General features: G+C 59.3%; 20 protein-coding genes. 11 read left to right on the plus strand and 9 right to left on the minus strand.

Translation table 11 applies throughout. The features are described from left to right. Nucleotides 1-130 precede the first annotated feature (130 nt). Entirely contained in the window at nucleotides 131-1057 is a 927-nt protein-coding gene (locus AC1MDT_RS29145) for a LysR substrate-binding domain-containing protein (protein WP_480420105.1), read from the plus strand. A 57-nt stretch (nucleotides 1058-1114) separates the two neighbouring features. After that, the gene (locus AC1MDT_RS29150) at nucleotides 1115-1480 is read left to right on the plus strand and encodes a 5-carboxymethyl-2-hydroxymuconate Delta-isomerase (protein WP_480420106.1); all 366 of its coding nucleotides are present in this window, start codon (nucleotides 1115-1117) and stop codon (nucleotides 1478-1480) included. Nucleotides 1481-1483: 3 nt separating this feature from the next. On the opposite strand, the gene AC1MDT_RS29155 is transcribed toward AC1MDT_RS29150, so the two are convergent. The 3 genes from AC1MDT_RS29155 to AC1MDT_RS29165 form a co-directional block, all read right to left on the minus strand. Then, complete coding sequence (locus AC1MDT_RS29155; RefSeq protein ID WP_480420107.1) at nucleotides 1484-2419, minus strand: LysR family transcriptional regulator; 936 nt, start codon at nucleotides 2417-2419, stop codon at nucleotides 1484-1486. A 96-nt stretch (nucleotides 2420-2515) separates the two neighbouring features. Further along, nucleotides 2516-3433, minus strand: coding sequence for a DMT family transporter (locus tag AC1MDT_RS29160; RefSeq protein ID WP_480420108.1), 918 nt, complete (start codon nucleotides 3431-3433; stop codon nucleotides 2516-2518). A 15-nt stretch (nucleotides 3434-3448) separates the two neighbouring features. After that, nucleotides 3449-4633 carry a cyanate transporter gene (locus AC1MDT_RS29165; protein WP_480420109.1) on the minus strand — a complete coding sequence of 395 codons (1185 nt, stop codon included), beginning with the start codon at nucleotides 4631-4633 and terminating at the stop codon, nucleotides 3449-3451. A gap of 552 nt (nucleotides 4634-5185) precedes the next feature. Here AC1MDT_RS29165 and AC1MDT_RS29170 point away from each other — a divergent pair. The 6 genes from AC1MDT_RS29170 to AC1MDT_RS29195 all read left to right on the plus strand — a co-directional run bounded on the left by AC1MDT_RS29170 (nucleotide 5186) and on the right by AC1MDT_RS29195 (nucleotide 11721). Continuing rightward, complete coding sequence (locus AC1MDT_RS29170; RefSeq protein ID WP_480420110.1) at nucleotides 5186-6568, plus strand: glutamine synthetase family protein; 1383 nt, start codon at nucleotides 5186-5188, stop codon at nucleotides 6566-6568. A 166-nt stretch (nucleotides 6569-6734) separates the two neighbouring features. Further along, entirely contained in the window at nucleotides 6735-8384 is a 1650-nt protein-coding gene (locus AC1MDT_RS29175; protein ID WP_480420111.1) for a phosphoethanolamine transferase, read from the plus strand. Between the two features lie 74 nt (nucleotides 8385-8458). After that, nucleotides 8459-9121, plus strand: coding sequence for a class I SAM-dependent methyltransferase (locus AC1MDT_RS29180; RefSeq protein ID WP_480420112.1), 663 nt, complete (start codon nucleotides 8459-8461; stop codon nucleotides 9119-9121). A 123-nt stretch (nucleotides 9122-9244) separates the two neighbouring features. Further along, nucleotides 9245-10378, plus strand: coding sequence for a ribonuclease D (gene rnd / locus AC1MDT_RS29185; RefSeq protein WP_480420113.1), 1134 nt, complete (start codon nucleotides 9245-9247; stop codon nucleotides 10376-10378). Then, a complete protein-coding gene (locus tag AC1MDT_RS29190) occupies nucleotides 10375-10668 on the plus strand; it encodes a YcgL domain-containing protein (protein ID WP_480420114.1) in 294 nt (97 codons plus the stop codon). Before rnd ends, AC1MDT_RS29190 begins: the two co-directional genes overlap by 4 nt. A 120-nt stretch (nucleotides 10669-10788) precedes the next feature. Then, on the plus strand, nucleotides 10789-11721 hold the full coding sequence (locus tag AC1MDT_RS29195; protein WP_480420115.1) for a D-2-hydroxyacid dehydrogenase: 933 nt from the start codon (nucleotides 10789-10791) through the stop codon (nucleotides 11719-11721). A 136-nt stretch (nucleotides 11722-11857) separates the two neighbouring features. Here AC1MDT_RS29195 and AC1MDT_RS29200 read toward each other — a convergent pair whose 3' ends face one another. Beyond that, the gene (locus AC1MDT_RS29200) at nucleotides 11858-12451 is read right to left on the minus strand and encodes a nitroreductase family protein (RefSeq protein WP_414907371.1); all 594 of its coding nucleotides are present in this window, start codon (nucleotides 12449-12451) and stop codon (nucleotides 11858-11860) included. Nucleotides 12452-12731: 280 nt separating this feature from the next. Here AC1MDT_RS29200 and AC1MDT_RS29205 point away from each other — a divergent pair, with 280 nt between their 5' ends. Both AC1MDT_RS29205 and AC1MDT_RS29210 read left to right on the plus strand, forming a co-directional pair. Beyond that, nucleotides 12732-13181, plus strand: coding sequence for a YcgN family cysteine cluster protein (locus AC1MDT_RS29205; protein WP_414907370.1), 450 nt, complete (start codon nucleotides 12732-12734; stop codon nucleotides 13179-13181). Between the two features lie 36 nt (nucleotides 13182-13217). Next, nucleotides 13218-14447: a hypothetical protein gene (locus AC1MDT_RS29210; protein WP_480420116.1), complete on the plus strand. Its 1230-nt coding sequence runs from the start codon at nucleotides 13218-13220 to the stop codon at nucleotides 14445-14447. 128 nt (nucleotides 14448-14575) lie between these two features. On the opposite strand, the gene AC1MDT_RS29215 is transcribed toward AC1MDT_RS29210, so the two are convergent. The 4 genes from AC1MDT_RS29215 to AC1MDT_RS29230 form a co-directional block, all read right to left on the minus strand. After that, the gene (locus AC1MDT_RS29215) at nucleotides 14576-14953 is read right to left on the minus strand and encodes a YgaP family membrane protein (RefSeq protein ID WP_480420117.1); all 378 of its coding nucleotides are present in this window, start codon (nucleotides 14951-14953) and stop codon (nucleotides 14576-14578) included. Nucleotides 14954-15033: 80 nt separating this feature from the next. Further along, nucleotides 15034-15504 (minus strand): TrmH family RNA methyltransferase, encoded by a 471-nt coding sequence (locus AC1MDT_RS29220; RefSeq protein ID WP_201119185.1) that lies wholly within the window; start codon nucleotides 15502-15504, stop codon nucleotides 15034-15036. 190 nt (nucleotides 15505-15694) lie between these two features. Further along, on the minus strand, nucleotides 15695-16066 hold the full coding sequence (locus tag AC1MDT_RS29225) for a YajD family HNH nuclease (protein WP_480420118.1): 372 nt from the start codon (nucleotides 16064-16066) through the stop codon (nucleotides 15695-15697). A gap of 48 nt (nucleotides 16067-16114) precedes the next feature. Then, nucleotides 16115-16801 carry a spermidine synthase gene (locus AC1MDT_RS29230; protein WP_480420119.1) on the minus strand — a complete coding sequence of 229 codons (687 nt, stop codon included), beginning with the start codon at nucleotides 16799-16801 and terminating at the stop codon, nucleotides 16115-16117. 93 nt (nucleotides 16802-16894) lie between these two features. Here AC1MDT_RS29230 and AC1MDT_RS29235 point away from each other — a divergent pair, with 93 nt between their 5' ends. Then, nucleotides 16895-17185: a hypothetical protein gene (locus AC1MDT_RS29235; protein WP_480420120.1), complete on the plus strand. Its 291-nt coding sequence runs from the start codon at nucleotides 16895-16897 to the stop codon at nucleotides 17183-17185. Here the strand turns inward: AC1MDT_RS29235 and AC1MDT_RS29240 are convergent. After that, entirely contained in the window at nucleotides 17182-17655 is a 474-nt protein-coding gene (locus AC1MDT_RS29240) for a cyclic nucleotide-binding domain-containing protein (protein ID WP_414907364.1), read from the minus strand. The two genes, AC1MDT_RS29235 and AC1MDT_RS29240, sit on opposite strands and share 4 nt — an antisense overlap. Nucleotides 17656-17838: the final 183 nt, after the last annotated feature.

A 17838-nucleotide genomic window follows, 5' to 3' on the forward strand; every position in this document is an offset into this window, starting at 1 on the left:
CCTAGCGGAGCTGGGTTATTTGGCCATTGGGCATTTGTTTCGAATAGTTTGGACGCAGGCCCGACAGCGCAGTAGACGCCTTCTCCCTGCCTTTCTAAACTGACGCGAGTCTTGGGCATGGGGGAACCGCATGAATCGTAATGAACTGCGCAAGGCCGACATCAACCTGATGGTGGTGTTCGAAACATTGATGCTGGAGCGCAACGTCACGCGGGTGGCGGAGAAATTGTTTCTCGGTCAACCGACCATTAGCTCGGCGCTTAACCGCTTGCGCACGATGTTCAACGATCCGCTGTTCATTCGCGTGGGGCATCGCATGGAGCCGACGGCGCGGGCGGAGGAAATCATTCGGCACCTGTCGCCAGCGCTGGATTCGTTGTCGGTGGCGTTGAGCCTGACCCATGATTTTGACCCCGCCAGCAGCACCATGACCTTTCGTATCGGGCTGTCCGACGATGTCGAGTTTGGCCTGTTGCCGCCGCTGTTGCGGGCCTTGCGCCAGGAGGCGCCGAAGGTAGTGTTCGTGGTGCAGCATGTCGATTACTGGCGGATTCCCGATTTGCTGGCCTCCGGCGATATTACCGTCGGTATCAGCCAGACTCGCGGCCTTCCGGCCAATGCCAAGCGCAAATTGCTGCGACATATTTTGCCAAGCATTTTGCGCGCGGATGCCTCCGACACGCCGCTGACCCTCGATGAATATTGTTCACGCCCCCATGTGCTGGTTTCCCACACGGCCAACGTCAGTGGATACGCCGATGAGTGGCTGGCGGAGATCGGTCGTACGCGCCATGTCGTACTGTCCGTGCCGCAATACAGCTCGTTGCCGGCCCTGCTGGCGGGAACCGACCTGATCGCCAGTCTGCCGGACTACGCGGCCGAGGCGATGGCGGCGTCCGGTATGCTGTTCCATGAGCCATTCCCGTTCAAGACGCCGACCCTGGACCTGTCCATGGTCTGGCTCAGCCATGTCGACACCGACCCCGCCGAACGCTGGTTGCGCTCGCGGCTGGAGGCGTTTATGAGTGAACGTCCCGCGTTGCCGTTGTCCCAGTGAGTCCGGCGACGCTGTGTTATATGTAGGATCTTTGCGCCGCACTTCAGGAGCCCTGTCATGCCCCACCTGCACATGGAATACACCGCCAACCTGCCCGAGTTGAATGCCGATGTGGCGTTGATCCGGCTTAACAATGCCCTGATGGCTTCCGGTCAGTTCGCTGCCGAATTCGACATCAAGAGCCGCGCGGTGAAGGTCGAGACGTACAAGGTCGGCACCGCGCTGGCTGAGCGCGCCTTTGTGCATGTGAAACTGGCGCTGTTGAGCGGTCGCTCGCCGCAGATCAAGAAACAGTTGTCCGAAAGCCTGCTGGCGGTGCTACAGGATGTGAGTGAATGGCCGGCGGAGATTGAGGTTCAGCTGGCCGTGGAAATCCTCGACATCGATCGAGAGTCTTACGTCAAAACCGCCATCAGCCACTAACGGTCAGGTCATTTCCTGCTCGGCGCAGGCCTGAATGATTTGCTCGCGCAGCCAGGTGTTGGCGCTGTCCTGATCGAGGCGTTGATGCCACTGCATGTCGAGGGTGAACCCCGGCAAGCCGAGGGGGGCTTCGCGATGATCAAAGGTCGCCTCGCTGGCCAGCCATCGCTGGATGCGCCGAGGCAAGGTCACCATGAACTCGGTGCCGGTAATCATTTTCAGCGCCGCGCTGTAGCTGTTGGCGCGCGCGATGATCTGCCGTTTTTGCCCCTGCTGCGCGAGCCAGCCGTCGACCATGTTGGTGGCGGACGTCCAGGGGGTCGGGAACACATGCCGGCGTTCGACAAAGGCTTGCAGGCTTAAGCGCGGTTCCAGCGGCGCGGCGTGTTTATCGAAGACACACACCAGGTCATCCTTCAGCAGCTTCCGGGATTTTAAATCGTCGTGGCTACGATGAAAGTTCGGCCCGAAACACATCACCAGGTCGAGGCGGCCATCGCGCAATTGCTCGGCGGGGATATCAGTGTCGAACTTGTGCATGTTGATCATCACCGGCAGGCCGGCGAAATCGAAATGCTTCAACAGATGCGGCAAGATCAACTGCTCGAAGTATTCCGGCGCACAGAGGTTGAAGGTAACCGGTTGCGCGGTCGGGTCGAACGCTCGGTCGCCGGCATGACACAGGTTGATGCTTTCGAGGATCTTCAACACGTGGGTGTACATGTTGTTGGCTTTGCACGTTGGCCGCATTCCCGCGCGGGTATTGATGAACAGCTCGTCCTCGAAACTGCTGCGCAGTTTTTTCAGGCAGTAACTCACAGTGGACTGGCTGACACAGAGCGCCTCGGACACCGCAGTGACGCTGCTTTGCTCGTACACAGCGACAAACACCATGAGGTCTTGCATGTCGAGCTTTCTTAGCACGTTACTGTTCAGCATCCATTGCGTCTCGCCGTATTCCTTGCGCTGACTGTGCGCAAGGTGTGCGAATGATCCTAACGGAACGAGCGAGCCAGGAGAATGCTTCGTCGGCATTCAGCCTTGAACGACGGCTGAAACGGCTCTGCGGCTGGACATTAGGAGTGCCAGCATGCCGAGCCCTACCAGTGTTGCGCCGAGGACTTCCAGGGGCAATGGCGACTGGCGCAACCAGAGCCAATGAAACAAGGTGATGAATAGCGTGCTCAGGTAAATGTAGGAAATGACCGAGGAAGGGGCGATCACGCCGATGGCCCGGTGCAGGAGCCAGAACGTGGCCAGCGTGGCGAACAGCGCCAGGTAGATCAACCAGAAAAAATCGTTCAGGGTCAACAACGATGCGGAGCGCCAGCCGCCGCTGAAGCCACACAGCAGCAACAGAAAAAGTGCGCCGAACAGCATGTTCCAGAAGGTCATGCCCACTGGCCCGCGTCCCTTGAGACTGTGGGCCTTGAGTCGCTGACTCAGCGGTGAGTAGAGCGCCATCGCCAGGCAACCGACGCCATACACCGACACCGCATACAGCGATGGCAGCTCGTCTGGCCCCGTGCCTTTGAGTACCAGCAACACTGCCCCGGCGGCGGCCATCAGCATTGGCAGCACGCGTTGTTTCAGGCTGCTATCGGGCATCAAAACGGCTTCGAAAAGCAGCGTCAGCAAGGGAACCAGAGTGAACATCGTCCCGGTGTTGACCGCCGAGGTGTAGCGCAACGCCTCGAACAGCGAGCCGAAATACACCGCGAGCAACAAACCGAGCCCGGCATGCCCGAGCAAGCCGCGAGCGGTCATGGCGGTATCGCCGTTGAACAGCCGCAGCGGTAAAAACACTACGCAGCAAAACAACAGACGCAATCCGGTCAGCAGCATCGGGTCGATGGCTTGACTGACCTGCGCCGCTGCCGAAAATGAGGCCGCGATCAACAGTGCCCACAGCAGCATGCCAGTGTGGGCGATGGCGAAACCTGTGTGTTTCATGAGGGGGTTCCCGGGTCAGTGAATGTGTCGGGCGTAATGCCTTGGGTCGAAGCGCAAGACCATCAGGATCATCAGCGCCATAACCCCCATGAGTGACCACCACGCCCATTCGAAGCTGCCGAACTGGTCGCGGATTATCCCGGCCATCAGCGGCGAAAGGCCGGCGATCAGGTAGCCGATGCCTTGCACGAACGCGGTCAGGCCACCGGCACGGCGTGGATTGTCCAGATGATCCAGGGACACGATGAGGCTCATCGGGAACAGTCCGCCGATGCCCAGTCCCAGCAGACACGGCCACAGCAGGCTCAGGTGCTGCGGGCTCAGAACCAGTCCGCTGAAGCCGGCCATGATCAGCACCAGCAACACCACCAGCACCCCACGTCGGTCGCGGCTACGGTTGGCGATGGCGGGCGTCAGCAGGCCGGACAACACTTCCATGGCGGTCAGGAAGCCCAGCAGCAGCCCGGCGCTTTGCTCACTCCAGCCTTTTTCGACGTAGTACGGCGCCAGCCAGGCCAGCACACAGGTATAGGAGGCCGTACCCAGACCGAAGAAGAGTGCGAGTAACCAGGCGCGGGAATTGCCGAAGAGCGATGGGTTGCGTGAATCACTGGATTCTCGTGTCGGCATCGCCGGGCGTTGCACGCGCCAGAACAGCAACGCCACCAGCGCCAGCACCGCCCACACCGCCAGGCCCCCGCGCCAACTGCCGGTGTGGGTCATCACCACGGGAGCAACAGACGCCGCGATGGCTGCACCGCCCATGATTGATGTGACGTAGAGCCCCATGCACAGCGCAACGTTGTCGCTGAAGCGTGACTTGATCAGCGCCGGCATCAACGCCTGGATCAGCGCGATACCGACACCCGCCAGCACGGCGCTGAGGATCAGTTCTGCCGCGGAGTCGAGGAATAGGCGCGCTACCGTGGCCAGGCCAATAATCAACAACGAGAGCACCACCGTACGTTGTTCGCCGAGCCGCTGGCTGACGCTCAGGCCAAAAAACATCGCCAACCCCATCGCCATCACCGGCAGCATGGTCAGCAGTGAGGCGAGGCTGAAACTCAGCGCAATGTCGCCGCGAATCGCCGACAGTAAAGGCCCGACGGCTGCCATGGAGGGACGCAGGTTCAGGGCGACCAGAACAATGCCGAGCATTAGCCAGAGCGCGGAGCGGGAAGTTGCACGAACGTTTTCCATCAATCGGACCTTGAGTAAACAGGAGTCGATTAGGCGCGCGAGGCTTGATGAGCCGCAAATCAGAAAGTCCGAAGTCTTATTTAGAAATTAAATACTTGTGCCGCACCTCAACTCCCCTGTGGGAGATTCTATGTGGACCGGGAGTGTAGGAGCGAGCTTGCTCGCGATGGACTTGAGAGCAACGCGTTTATTCAGGAAGAACGCGTTATCGTTAACGTCCTTCGCGAGCAGGCTCGCTCCCACAGAGATAGCAAGCGGCCGGGAGGTTGAATGTTTAGTCATCCCGCAACCAAAGTTCTTCAAATCCCGATTTATCGACTTAACCGCCCGTGTGACGCTGCTTGGCATCTGTTCTCTGCGGTTTCTTCTATGGACGGTTGTCCCGTCGTACTTCCCTGCGAACTAGCCTTTTGGGCGCTGTGGCACTGCCGACACGCGCGCCCGCCGGATTCCTGCATTTCCCGTTGATTGTTCCTACGGGTCCCGCGCTATGCGCAGGATCAGACCGGCAACGCCTGCGCGTTTGCCTGACGCGGAAAGAAGAGAATTCCCATGAGTAATGCCACGACCTCGTTTGCCACGAAACAAGAAGCCCTGACCTTTCTTGAACAAAACCCGGATATCGAGATGTTCGAGTTATTCATCATCGACAACAACGGTGTGCCACGGGGCAAGTTGCTGCACCGCGATGAGTTGCTGGCGGTGTACGAAAGCGGCCGACCATTGCCGAGCACTATTCTCGGCCTGACCATCAACGGCGACGACGTGGAGAATTCCGGTCTGGTGTGGGACGTCGGTGATATCGATTGCCGGGCTTATCCGATCAGCGGCAGTTTGACGCGGATGCCGTGGCGCCTGATTCCGACGGCGGCGGTGCAAGTCAGCATGCACCCGAAGGAGGGCATGCCGGCGACTATTGCTGATCCACGACACCTGCTGGCGAACGTCATTGAAGGGCTGCAGGCCGACGGTTATTACCCGGTCATGGCGGCGGAACTGGAGTTCTATCTGCTGGACCAGCAGCGCGACAGCAACGGCCGGCCACAACCGGCGCGGGATGTCGATGGTGGCCGCCCGCGGGGTACTCAGGTCTATGGTTTGCGCGAACTTGAGCAAATCGAGCCGTTTCTCGCCGACCTGTACAGTGCCTGCAAGCTCCAGGGTATTCCGGCGCGCACAGCGATTTCCGAATACGCGCCGGGGCAGGTGGAAATCACGCTCGAACACCGCGCCGACGCGTTGCAGGCGATGGACGAAGCAGTTCGCTACAAACGGCTGGTCAAGGGCGTAGCCCACAAACACGGGATGACCGCCTGCTTCATGGCCAAACCGTTCGATGACCTGGCTGGCACCGGCATGCACATGCACGTCAGTCTGGCGGACAAGGAGGGCAACAATCTGTTTGCCAGCGAAGCGGCGGACGGCACGCCGCTGCTCAGGCACGCGGTTGGCGGGATGCTTGGCACGTTGCTTGATTCGTTGCTGTTGTTCTGCCCGAACGCCAACTCTTATCGTCGTTTCCAGACCAACAGCTACGCGCCGCTGGCGGCTACCTGGGGCGTGGACAATCGCACCGTGAGTTTGCGCGTACCTGGGGGGCCGACGTTCTCCCGGCATATCGAGCACCGGATTTGCGGTGCCGACGCCAACCCCTACCTGGCGGCTGCGGCGATCCTGGCCGGTATCCATCGCGGTATTCGTGAACAACTCGACCCCGGGTTGCCGGTGGAGGGCAATGGTTACGCGCAGGCCAAGGAACTGCTGCCGACGGACTGGTTGACCACATTGCGGGCGCTGGAAGGTTCGAGCTGGGCTCGGGAAGCGTTCGGCGGTGAATTCCTCGGCGTCTACCTGGCAGTGAAACGGGCTGAATACCGGCAATTCATGGGTGAAGTTGGGGAACAGGATTGGCGTTGGTACCTGAATCAGGCCTGAACCATTCTGAAATAGTTTAAGATATTTGCGCTGATTTCATTAGCCAACTAATCGTTGGCTTCTTTTTCACAAAAAATTGATGGCCGGCGGCTTAAGATTCAAGCTGCCGCGGAAAATGAAATTTTCACATTTGCCGAAGGCGCTCTTTCAGGAACAGTCGATCCCCATGTTGAAATTCAAAGCCGTGCGTCCCGAATGGGTCACACTGATTGCCAGTGCCTTTCTTTTGGCAGGGTTCAATTTAGTTCTCTGGCAGCACCTGTTTGAAATCACCGATTCCGACGCCCAGGGCATCGCCATGCGTGTGGCCTTCGGGGTGATGATCCTGGCCGCTTTCAACATTGTGCTGACCTTGCTGGCTTTCCGGCGTGTGATGAAGCCTGTCTTGACGCTGATCTTCATGATCAGCGCCGGGGTGGCGTATTTCATGAGCCAATACGGTGTGCTGATTGACACGGGCATGCTACGTAACTTCGCGCAAACCAATGCGACGGAAGTGCGCGACTTACTGTCCTTGAAGCTGGTTGTTTATATTCTCTTGCTCGGTGTTTTGCCCTCTTTGCTGTTGTGGAAAACCCCGGTCAGCTATCGCCGCTGGCACCGCGAGCTGTTGAGTAAGGCGTTGGTCAGTATCGCCTCGATCGCCGTCATAGGTGGTGTCGCGCTGGTCAACTATCAGGGCTTGTCTTCATTGTTTCGTAACCACCATGAGTTGCGACTGATGGTGGTGCCGAGCAATTACATTGGTGCCTCGGTTGGCTACCTGCGTGAGCAAGTTGTTTCGGCGCGGCAACCCTTTGTCAAAATCGGCGAAGATGCCCAGAAAAATCCGGCGTGGCAGACCCATAGCCGTAAATCCCTGACGGTATTGGTCGTGGGTGAAAGTGCCCGGGCCGAGAACTTCGGCGTCCTCGGTTACAACCGCGACACCACCCCGAAACTGAGTAAAGAAGCTGGCCTGATTGCTTTTACGGACGTGCATTCCTGTGGCACGGAAACCGCCGTTTCGGTGCCGTGCATGTTCTCCAACATGGGCCGCAAGGATTACGACGCCAGCAAGGCCAAGAACCAGGAAGGCCTGCTGGACGTGCTCAAGCGTGCCGGTCTCGACGTGATCTGGCGTGATAACCAGTCGGGCTGCAAAGGCACGTGCGATCGGGTCACCCTTGACGACGTGAGCGACCTGAAGGACCCGGTACTGTGCGCCAACAGCGAATGCCGCGATGAAATCCTGCTGCAAGGTTTGCAGCACTTCATCGATACCCTGAGTAAGGACACGGTATTGGTGTTGCACCAAATGGGCAGTCACGGTCCGGAGTACTTCAAGCGCTACCCGAAAGAATACGAACGCTTTACCCCGGTGTGTGAAAGTAATGCGCTGAACAATTGCAGTCGCGACAGTATCGTCAACGGGTACGACAACACCCTGGTGTACACCGACCATGTGCTGTCGACCCTGATTGATCTGTTGCGCAGCAACCAGAACAAGGTTGATACCGCGATGCTTTATCTGTCGGACCACGGCGAATCCCTGGGCGAGTACAACTTGTACCTCCACGGCACGCCTTACATGCTGGCGCCGGAACAACAGAAGCGCGTCGCAATGCTGGCGTGGTTCTCCGACAGCTATCAGAAGTCGTTCTCGGTGGACGCCGGTTGCCTGCAACAGACTCGTGACAAGCCTTTGAGCCAGGACAACCTGTTCCACTCGATGCTCGGTTTAATGGAAATCAACAGCAAAGTGTATAACCCGAGTCTGGATATGTTTGCCGGTTGCCGCGGTGCTGTCGTCAATGGTGTGTTGGCCAAAAAGTGAGTACTTCGACCTTTTACTCATACACCGGTCGCTAACCTGCGGCCGTCGGATCGTCTACCAAGAGCCAAACGCACATGTCCGCTCAGCCCCCTTCCGCCATCGAACTTGAGTTCGCCAGGCGCTACGACCAGGAGCACGCTCGCGTCTGTCTTCAGCCGCAACCGAGTGGCCTGGCCGGGCGCCTTGCGCTCTGGCGCGACGAGCAGATGGTGCGCCGCGCGCTCAAGGTTGCCGGCGAGCCGGGGCTGATTCTCGATGTGGCCTGTGGGGTCGGGCGTTACTGGCCGGTCCTGGCCGAGCACGCGAACCGGGTGGTCCTCGCGTCAGACCCGTCTCAGGACATGCTCAATCACGCCCAGACTCACCATTCGCAGGACCTGTTAAAGCGGATCAAGACCTTTCAAAGTTCAACCTTCACCATAGGGTTGTCCGAGAACGCGGTCGATTGCATTTTTTGCATGCATCTGTTTCAACACATCGCCACGCCCGAGCATCGGTTGGCCATGCTTGAAGAGTTCTATCGGGTCAGCCGCGATACGGTGATTGTGGCAGTGCGGGTCCAGGCACGTTTCAAGCCCCGGCGCTCAGACGCAGAAGGTGCTCCAGCCCAACTGCTGGTCAGCAAGGCCGAGGTAGAAGGTGAGTTCAAGCAAGCGGGTTTTCACGTGCTCAGCCATCAGGATTTCCTTCCGGGTTATGCTCGGACGCGGATCTACGTGTTGCGTAAGGTCGGCTAGTCTCCGCTTGTCAGACAATTCTTGCCGTTCGGTAGGTAATTTCGCTAAAGCTCTTGTTCAGTGGAGGCGCGGAAATCGCCGGGGGCGATATATACTGCGCGCCATTCTTCAAGGGAGAGCCGTGTGGCCATCGATATTCACTGGATTCGCGACAACGAAAGCCTCGGTCAGTTTTGTGCCGAGTGGCAACAGCTGCCATTCGTTGCCCTCGACACCGAATTCATGCGGGTCGACACCTTTTACCCGATCGCCGGCCTGCTGCAGATCGGCGATGGCGTACGCGCTTACCTGATTGATCCGCTGACCATCGATAACTGGCAGCCGCTGTCCGCGTTGCTGGAAAACCCGGCGGTGGTCAAAGTCGTCCACGCGTGCAGCGAAGACCTCGAAGTCCTGCTGCGCCTGACCGGCAGTTTGCCGACGCCGTTGTTTGATACCCAATTGGCTGCTGCTTACCTGAACCTCGGTTTTTCCATGGGGTATTCGCGTCTGGTGCAGGAAGTGCTCGGTATCGACCTGCCCAAGGGCGAGACCCGTTCCGACTGGCTGCAACGTCCACTTTCCGACACTCAGATCAGCTACGCCGCTGAAGATGCTTTGCATCTGGCGGAAGTTTTCGTACAGCTTCGTCCGAAACTTTCTGACGATAAGTACGCCTGGGTCCTGGAAGACGGCGCCGAACTCGTCGCCAACCTGCGCCGCGAGGTCGATCCGTATGAGGTCTATCGCGACGCCAAACTGGCCTGGAAGCTGTCTCGCGCTCAACTCGCGGTACTGCGTGAACTTTGCGCCTGGCGTGAACACGAAGCCCGCGCGCGGGATCTGCCGCGCAACCGCATTATCCGTGAGCATTCCCTGTGGCCGCTGGCGCGGACTCAACCGGACAACCTCGGCGCGTTGGCGAAAATCGAAGACATGCATCCGCGCACCGTGCGTCAGGACGGCGAGTTTTTGCTTGATCTGATCAAGCGCTCTGGCAGTGTGTCGCCAGATCAATGGCCACCTGCGGTGCCGGAGCCTTTACCGGTGGACGCCGCCGCGCTGGTCAAGCAGCTGCGAGCCATCGGCCAGGCCGAGGCCGAGCGCCTGAACATTGCGCCAGAGCTGATGCTGCGCAAGAAAACCCTGGAAGCGCTGCTCAAGAGCGGCTACCCCAATGGTCCTTACCAATTGCCTGACTCGCTGCGTGGCTGGCGCCGCGAGTTAATGGGCCAGGTGCTGCTCGACAGCCTGGCCACCGCCGGAGAACAGCCTTGAAACGTATTTGCTCTATCTATCGAAGCCTGAAAAGAAACGAGATGTACCTCTATGTGCTCAAAAGCGATGCACTGGAGCGTGTTCCGGAAAACCTGATGGCCGCCTTCGGCAAACCTCATCACGCCTTCGACCTGGTGCTGACCCCCGAGCGCAAACTGTCGCGCGAGGACATCACCGTGGTCCTGGAAAACCTCGAGAAGCAGGGCTATCACCTGCAAATGCCGCCGGCTGAAGACGAGTACATCGAACATTTGCCAGAAGAGTTGCTGCGTCGCAACGATCCGATGTAATCGACAGACAGGCTCTATTCAGAGCCTTTATGAAACACTGGAATGATTTTGGCGATGGCCAGGGCGACGCAGTGATACTCCGTCGACGGGCGTCTGCACTGCTTTTGAAAGGTTTGAACCATGCGCGTTCTGATTGCTGAACACGACCACCCCGTGTACGCCCAACTGTTGCGTCAGGCAGCACCTGAACTGGAAGTGCTGACCAGCGGCGACTCAGCCGAACTGGCCAGCCAGGCCGCCAATTGCCCGATCTGGCTCGGTCAGCCGGACCTCTTGGCGACGCTGCTGCGTCAAGGCCACGAGCCACAATGGCTGCAATCGACCTGGGCGGGCATCACGCCGCTGCTGGCCGACGGCTTGCCACGGCACTATCGCCTGACACGGGCGGTGGGGATTTTCGGCCAGGTCATGGCCGAGTACGTGCTGACTTACATGCTCGGTCACGAGCGCGAAGTGCTGGCGCGGCTGGTCAGCCAGGTTGAGCGCAAGTGGGACAGTCGCCATGGCCAGAGCCTGTCGGGACGCAAGGTGTTGATCGTCGGCACCGGTGACATCGGTCAGACTGTGGCGCAATTTCTCGTTCCGTTCGGCGTCGAGTTGTATGGTATCGCCAGCGAAGCCCGCGAGCAGGCGCCGTTTGTCGAAGTCGCAACGCTGGCGGACTTGCCGCGCCTGGTCGGTGAAGTGGATTACGTGGTCAATCTGCTGCCCAACACCCCGAATACCCACGACCTGTACGACGCAGCCCTGTTCAAGCAGTTCAAACCGACCGGATTGTTCATCAACGTCGGGCGCGGCGTGGCGGTGGTCGATGCGGACCTGGTGGAGGCCTTGAAAGAAGGCCATCTGGCGGGCGCGGTGATCGACGTCTGCCGTCAGGAGCCGCTGCCGCAACGCCATCCGTTCTGGACGGCCTGGGGCTTGCTGCTGACGGGGCACAGCTCGGCGCCGACCTCGCCATCCATGATGGTGAATCTGTTTGTCGAGAACCTGCGGGCGTATCAAGCGGGTGAAGCGTTGCGCGGAGAAGTGGATTTCGATCGCGGGTATTGAACCCACCGCTTACTTGAACCTTGCGCAAAACCTTTGTAGGAGCGAGCTTGCTCGCGATGGTGTGTCAGACACATTGATGTCGACTGACACACCATCGCGAGCAAGCTCGCTCCTACATTTGGTTCCAGGTTGTTAATTAGAGGGTGAAGTCGCCTTCAGCCGCTAACTCGCTCAGCGGACGACGCGGGCTTGGCTCTTCACGCGCTTGCAGGTAATCCGCCAGCGTCGCTTTGTCACCCAATTTGCCCACTGCCACCGCCGCATGCAGGGCATAGCCCTCAGGAATGTTCAGCTCTTTGCGCGTCAGTTCCTGATCGAAACCGGCCATGCCATGGGTATGCCAGCCGCTGATGCTCGCTTGCAGCGCCAAATGACCCCAGGCCGAACCGGTGTCGAAGGTGTGCCACAGGGCCGGGGTTTCCTCCGTAGCGCCAGGTACGGCGAAAGTGGTTTTCGAGATCACGATCACCAGCGCCGAGGCGTGTTGCGCCCAGCTGCGGTTGAATTCGTTCAGCAGGCCCAGGTAACGCTCCCAGTTCGGTGTGTCGCGACGCGCGTAGAGAAACCGCCAAGGCTGCGAGTTATAGGCCGATGGCGCCCAGCGTGCGGCTTCGAAGAAGCTCAGCAGGGTTTCGAGGGGGATGGCTTCGCCGGTGAAGGCGCGCGGCGACCAGCGATCGGTGAACTGAGGGTGGATGGCATAGTCGGCAACGCGTGTATTGGCACTCATCAAGAGATTCCTTGCTACGTTTGAAAGGGAAGGACGTCTGAAACCTGCGGGCGCCGTTGAGCTGGGCGATGAGGTTCTTCGAGAGCCGTGACCATTCACCTGAATGCAACGCGGTTGAGCGTCAATGGCACGCAGGCTCGGCTCCTTGCGACTGGCAAAACTACTTGGCGGCGCAAGAACTGACAAGTGCCGTTCTACCGGCAGTCGCCAGCGCTTGGCCCACGAGGCTGCGGGCACTAGACTGGCGGCCTTTTCACCACCTGATGTTGATGCTTGAGCCATGGCCGCCAAAGTCGAACCGTTCTGGATACGCAAAACCCTCGATCAACTGGATCAAGAGGAATGGGAGTCGCTGTGCGACGGTTGTGGCCTGTGCTGCCTGCAAAAGCTCGAAGATGAAGACGACAACTCCGTCTATTACACGCGCATCGCCTGCAAACTGCTGGACCTGAAAACCTGCCAGTGCACCGACTACCCCAACCGTCGGGACTTTGTGCCGGACTGCATCCAGCTCACACCGGGCAAGGCTGACCAGTTCAAATGGCTGCCGCCCACCTGCGGTTATCGCCTGGTCAGTGAGGGCAAGGACCTGCCGCTCTGGCATCATCTGGTATGCGGTGATCGCGATGCTGTGCACTACGAACGTATTTCCCAGTCCGGGCGCATGCTGGCCGAAGGCAGCGTGGCTGAAGACGATTGGGAAGATCACCTGATATTCCGGGCGGGTTAATCGAGTGGCGTTTTAACGTATCACGAAGGAGTGTGTATGGCTGTGGGATTGCGGCTGGCGTTGGTTGTCGGGCTGTTGGGCCTGAGTTTGCCAGTGTGGGCGGCCAAGAAAGTCGATCTGGATTATCACGTGCGCCTGTTGCCGCAAAGCGATCAGGCTGAAGTGCGTCTGACCCTCGCCCAAGGTTCGGCGGTGCGCAGCCTGGATTTCGACCTCGGCGATGGCAGCCACTACAGTGATTTCAAGGCCGACGGCCAATGGCAACTCGCGCCGGGCCAGCAGGTGAGGGGTGTCTGGCGCCCGTCGGCGGACAAAGCCAGCCTCACCTACCGCGTGCGCATCAGCCATGGCCGCAAGAATGGCAGCTTCGACACCCGCATGACCCCAACCTGGGCGCTGATGCGCGGCGATGATCTGGTGCCCGCAGCAAGGCTCGATCAGCAGGACGGTATCGAGCTGGTTTCACGCCTTGAGTTCGAATTGCCCGACGGTTGGAAAAGCGTGGAAACCGCCTGGCCGCGAATCGGCAAGAACAAATTCCGCATCGATAACGTGTCCCGGTTGTTCGACAGGCCCACCGGCTGGATGCTCGCCGGCCACCTGGGCAGCCGTCGCACACGGCTGGGCGAAACCGAAGTCACGGTTGCCTCGCCTCTAGGGCAAGGTATGCGCCGTATGGACGTGCTGACGCTGCTGACATTTGTCTGGCCGCAAGTGCAGGCGGTGTTCCCGCGTAATCCCGGCAAACTGCTGATTGTCGGCGCCAACGACCCGATGTGGCGCGGCAGCCTGGCAGCGCACGAGTCGATCTATCTCAACACGCGTTTGCCACTGGTCAGCGAACGGGGCACCAGTGCGTTGATGCGTGAATTGGTTCAGGTATTCGGGAGGATCAACGACAAGCGGCACAGTGACTGGATCAGCGAAGGGTTTGCCGAGTATTACGCCATCGAACTGGTGCGCCGTGCGGGTGGCATGAGCGACGAGCGCTATGAAAGTTTGCAGCGCTCGTTGGCCAAGGACAGTCAAAAAGTCACGACCTTGCGTGGCGAGCAGATCAGCCCGGCGCAGCTGTCGAAAGCGGTGGTGTTGTTACAAGAACTGGATCGCGAGATTCGGTTGAAGACGCGCAACAAGCGGTCGCTGGATGATGTATTGCGTGGTGCGATGCATTTGGAAAGCGTGGACACCAAGGCATTTATTCAGCTCAGTGAGAGCGTCCTGGGCGAGTCGTCCAGGGTCCTCGATACCGAGTTACTTCAGTAATACCGCCATTCGCGAGCAGGTCGAATCGTCGCACCGTCGCTCCCACATTGGATGTGTGTTGCCTACAAGACCAATGTGGGAGCGAGCCTGCTCGCGAAGAGGCCTTAAGCCTCAACGAATCTTACGGATCAACCCCCGGCTTTCGGCGATTTCAACGAATCATTGCCCGTCACAGTAGCCGTCCTGGTCGCCGCCTCGGCATGCGCTTTCAATTGACTCAACTCTTCCCCGGCACGCTGAATCTTCGCCCGAACGTTGTTCATGTCCTGACGACTTTTTTCCAGCAGGCTCTTGGCCGAGCTGTGCCCGGTAATACCGCGAGCCAGCGCCACGCCGCCAATCGCCACTTGAATCAAGCCGAACACACCGCCGCGACGCAGGCCCTTGCCGATCATGACCACGCCACCTGCCAGGGAGCCAATGCGCTCCCAACCCTGGACATTCTGGTCGGGGTGAGTCTGGAACGGGGTGGATTCGATGCGCTCTACGCGTTTGAGTTCGCTCATGATCTGTCTCCAGGCTTCAAGAATAGATAGTTAAGCTGACTGCCCAGGCGGGTAGCTTGTTCCATTGGTTGTACGATCAATCAGCGGAATTTCGGCCCGGAACGGGTGTTGAGACCCTTGGCCATGCGGTCGTAAAGCACGACGTTGACGGTAGCTGCCAGGTTCATGCAGCCGGTGGTCGGAATATAGACGACGTCTTCGCACCAGTCGCGGATCTCTTTATCCAGTGAGCCGTCTTCCGGGCCAAAGATATAGAGGGCGCGGTCCGGGTGGGTGTATTCCGGGAGCGAGCGGGCACCTTCGACCAGTTCGACGGCGACGGGTACACACCCAAGCGGCAGGATTTTTTTCAGGTCGTCGATGCCGATCAGCGGAATGTCGTAGTGGACGCGCTTGGTGTCGGTGACGAAGTCGGCGGCGCGTTCATAGCGCTTACCGGTGTAGAACACGGACGCCACGCTATAGCAGCCGGCGGCGCGCATCACCGAACCGACGTTTTCCGGTGATTTGGGGTTATACAAACCAATGCAGCTGTACCGTTTGTCTGCCACGAGCGGGGTGCCTTCGGGGAAAAAACGGCGATTATACGGGGATTGGGGGAGGGCGGTCAGATTGTAGATTGGTGGTGCCCGAGTGATTGCTTTCGCGAGCAGGCTCGCTCCCACAGGGGACCTTCGGAACACCCAAGATTCAGTGTGGGAGCGAGCCTGCTCGCGATGAGGCCTGATCAGTCGCTGAAGATCACTCGTCTTTCTTCATCAACCCTGCCAACGCCGCAAACGGGTTATGCGTCGCCTTGGCGATTTTCGGGCTGCTGAGCGAGCCCTCACCGAAATACTGCTGATCGGTATAACGGGAGTGTTCGTTGTCATGGCAAAACAAGCACAACAATTCCCAGTTCGAACCGTCCTGTGGATTATTGTCGTGGTTGTGGTCGCGGTGGTGCACGGTCAGTTCGCTCAGGCGTTTGCCAGAGAACTCACGGGCACAGCGCCCGCACACGTGCGGGTACATTTTCAGGGCCTTGTCGCGGTAGCCCATTTCCCTGTCGCGCTGGTTGTCGGCGAGGATGCGGTCCAGCTTAGACGTGTTGGTTGGGGTGGACGAACTCATGGGTTCACCTTTGTTAAATGACTAATGACGGTATAGGTGGAGTTTAGCTCAGCCCTTGAGCTTCTCGGCAATCCATATGGTGTGCCGGGTGCCCTTGTTGCCGTGGGCAAAGACTTGCACTTCCTCGGCCTTGAAACCGGCCTTCTTCAGCTTGTCGGAAAACTGCTTGTCGGCGCTTGCCGACCAAACTGCCAGCACGCCTTTGGGCCGCAGGGCCTTGGCGCAGGCGCTCAGGCCGCCCGCGGAGTACAGCCAGCTGTTGGCCCGCTGAGTCAGGCCTTCAGGGCCGTTGTCGACGTCGAGCATGATCGCGTCGAACCCTTGTGGCTCGGCTTGCAGAACCTTGGCCACGTCTTCCATGCGGATCACCGTGCGTGGGTCGAGCAGCGGATTCCCGGCTTTCTCCCCCAGCGCTCCACGGTTCCACTCAACCACGCCGGGCACCAATTCGGCGACCACGACTTCAGCGCTCTTGCCCAAATGTTTGAGGGCCGAGGCAAGGGTGAAGCCCATGCCCAGACCGCCGATCAATACCCGTGAGTTCGGCCGGCCGGCAACCTTGCGGCACGGGATCTCGGCCAGGGCATCTTCGGAACCATGCATGCGGGTGTTCATCAACTGCCCGCCGTCGCCGCCCTGGATCTTGATGACGAAATCCTCTCCGTATTCGAACAGGCACAGGGCACCGCCGTTTTCAGGAATAGGGGCGGTGTCGAGTAGAACGAAACGTTTCATGGGGCTCTCTTGAGAAGAATTGGCAAGGGGGAGGGCAAACGAACGCAGTTGGGAGTAGCCTGCAAGCAGACAACAAGGCCAACGGAGCCATTGATGAAGCGCACCATTCTAACGGTCATTGCCTTGGCCGCGCTCTCGATAACTGCAGCGCAGGCCCAGGAGCAGCAAAGCATTCCGACCAGTCCGGCACCGATGCCCGGTTCACCGGGCACCGCGACCCCGACGCCGTATCCGCAAATCAGCCCCGCCCCATTGCCTAAAGTCAGCCCCGGCAGCGCAGGACCGCCCTTGGTGCCCATTGAAATGCCGAGCCCGCCGACCAAGGACCAACCCCTGCCGGGGATGGAGCAAAACCCGTCGAAAGCCAAAGCGCCGGGCGGTTAGACTTGCTGTGAAAGCCGTTGTCCGTCGGCCATCCGCAAGCGTTTGGACAGGGCAACGGCGAGGGCGCGGATGATCTTCGCGGCGATTTTTGGCGCGTCATTGATCATCTTTTCCAGTGAGTCCTTGCCCAGATTGAGCAACTGGCAGTTGCTGGCGGCCACGCAACTGGCCGAGCGTCGCTCGCCGTCGAGCACCGCCATTTCGCCGAACGAGCGACCGCTGCGCAAGGTGGCCATGGTCACCAATTGCCCCTCACCGTTGGTTTTCTGCACCGCCACCTGGCCGGAGTGGATGATGCACATGAAGCTGCCGGCATCGCCCTCGTGGAAAATCTCTTCGCCCTGGGCGACGGTGCTGATGCTGAAGTAGCCCGAAGCTGCGGCGAAGTCCACGGGCAGCAGTTGATCGAACAGGCCGCAATCCATCAGCCAGTCGCGAATTTCGTTGTTCAGTAGGGTCGGTTCTGACATGTCGTCACGTTCTTTTTTTGTGTCTGTTGCTGTTCAGGTCTATCCATTCCTTGTAGCAGCTGTCGAGCTTGCGAGGCTGCGTTCGGCTGCGTAGCAGTCGTAAAACCGGTTTTCTCGGTTTATCGGGTGAACCGCGTTAGCCGATTTACGACTGCTACGCAGCCGAACGCAGGCTTCGCCAGC

This window comes from Pseudomonas sp. ASL7 (assembly GCF_056680375.1).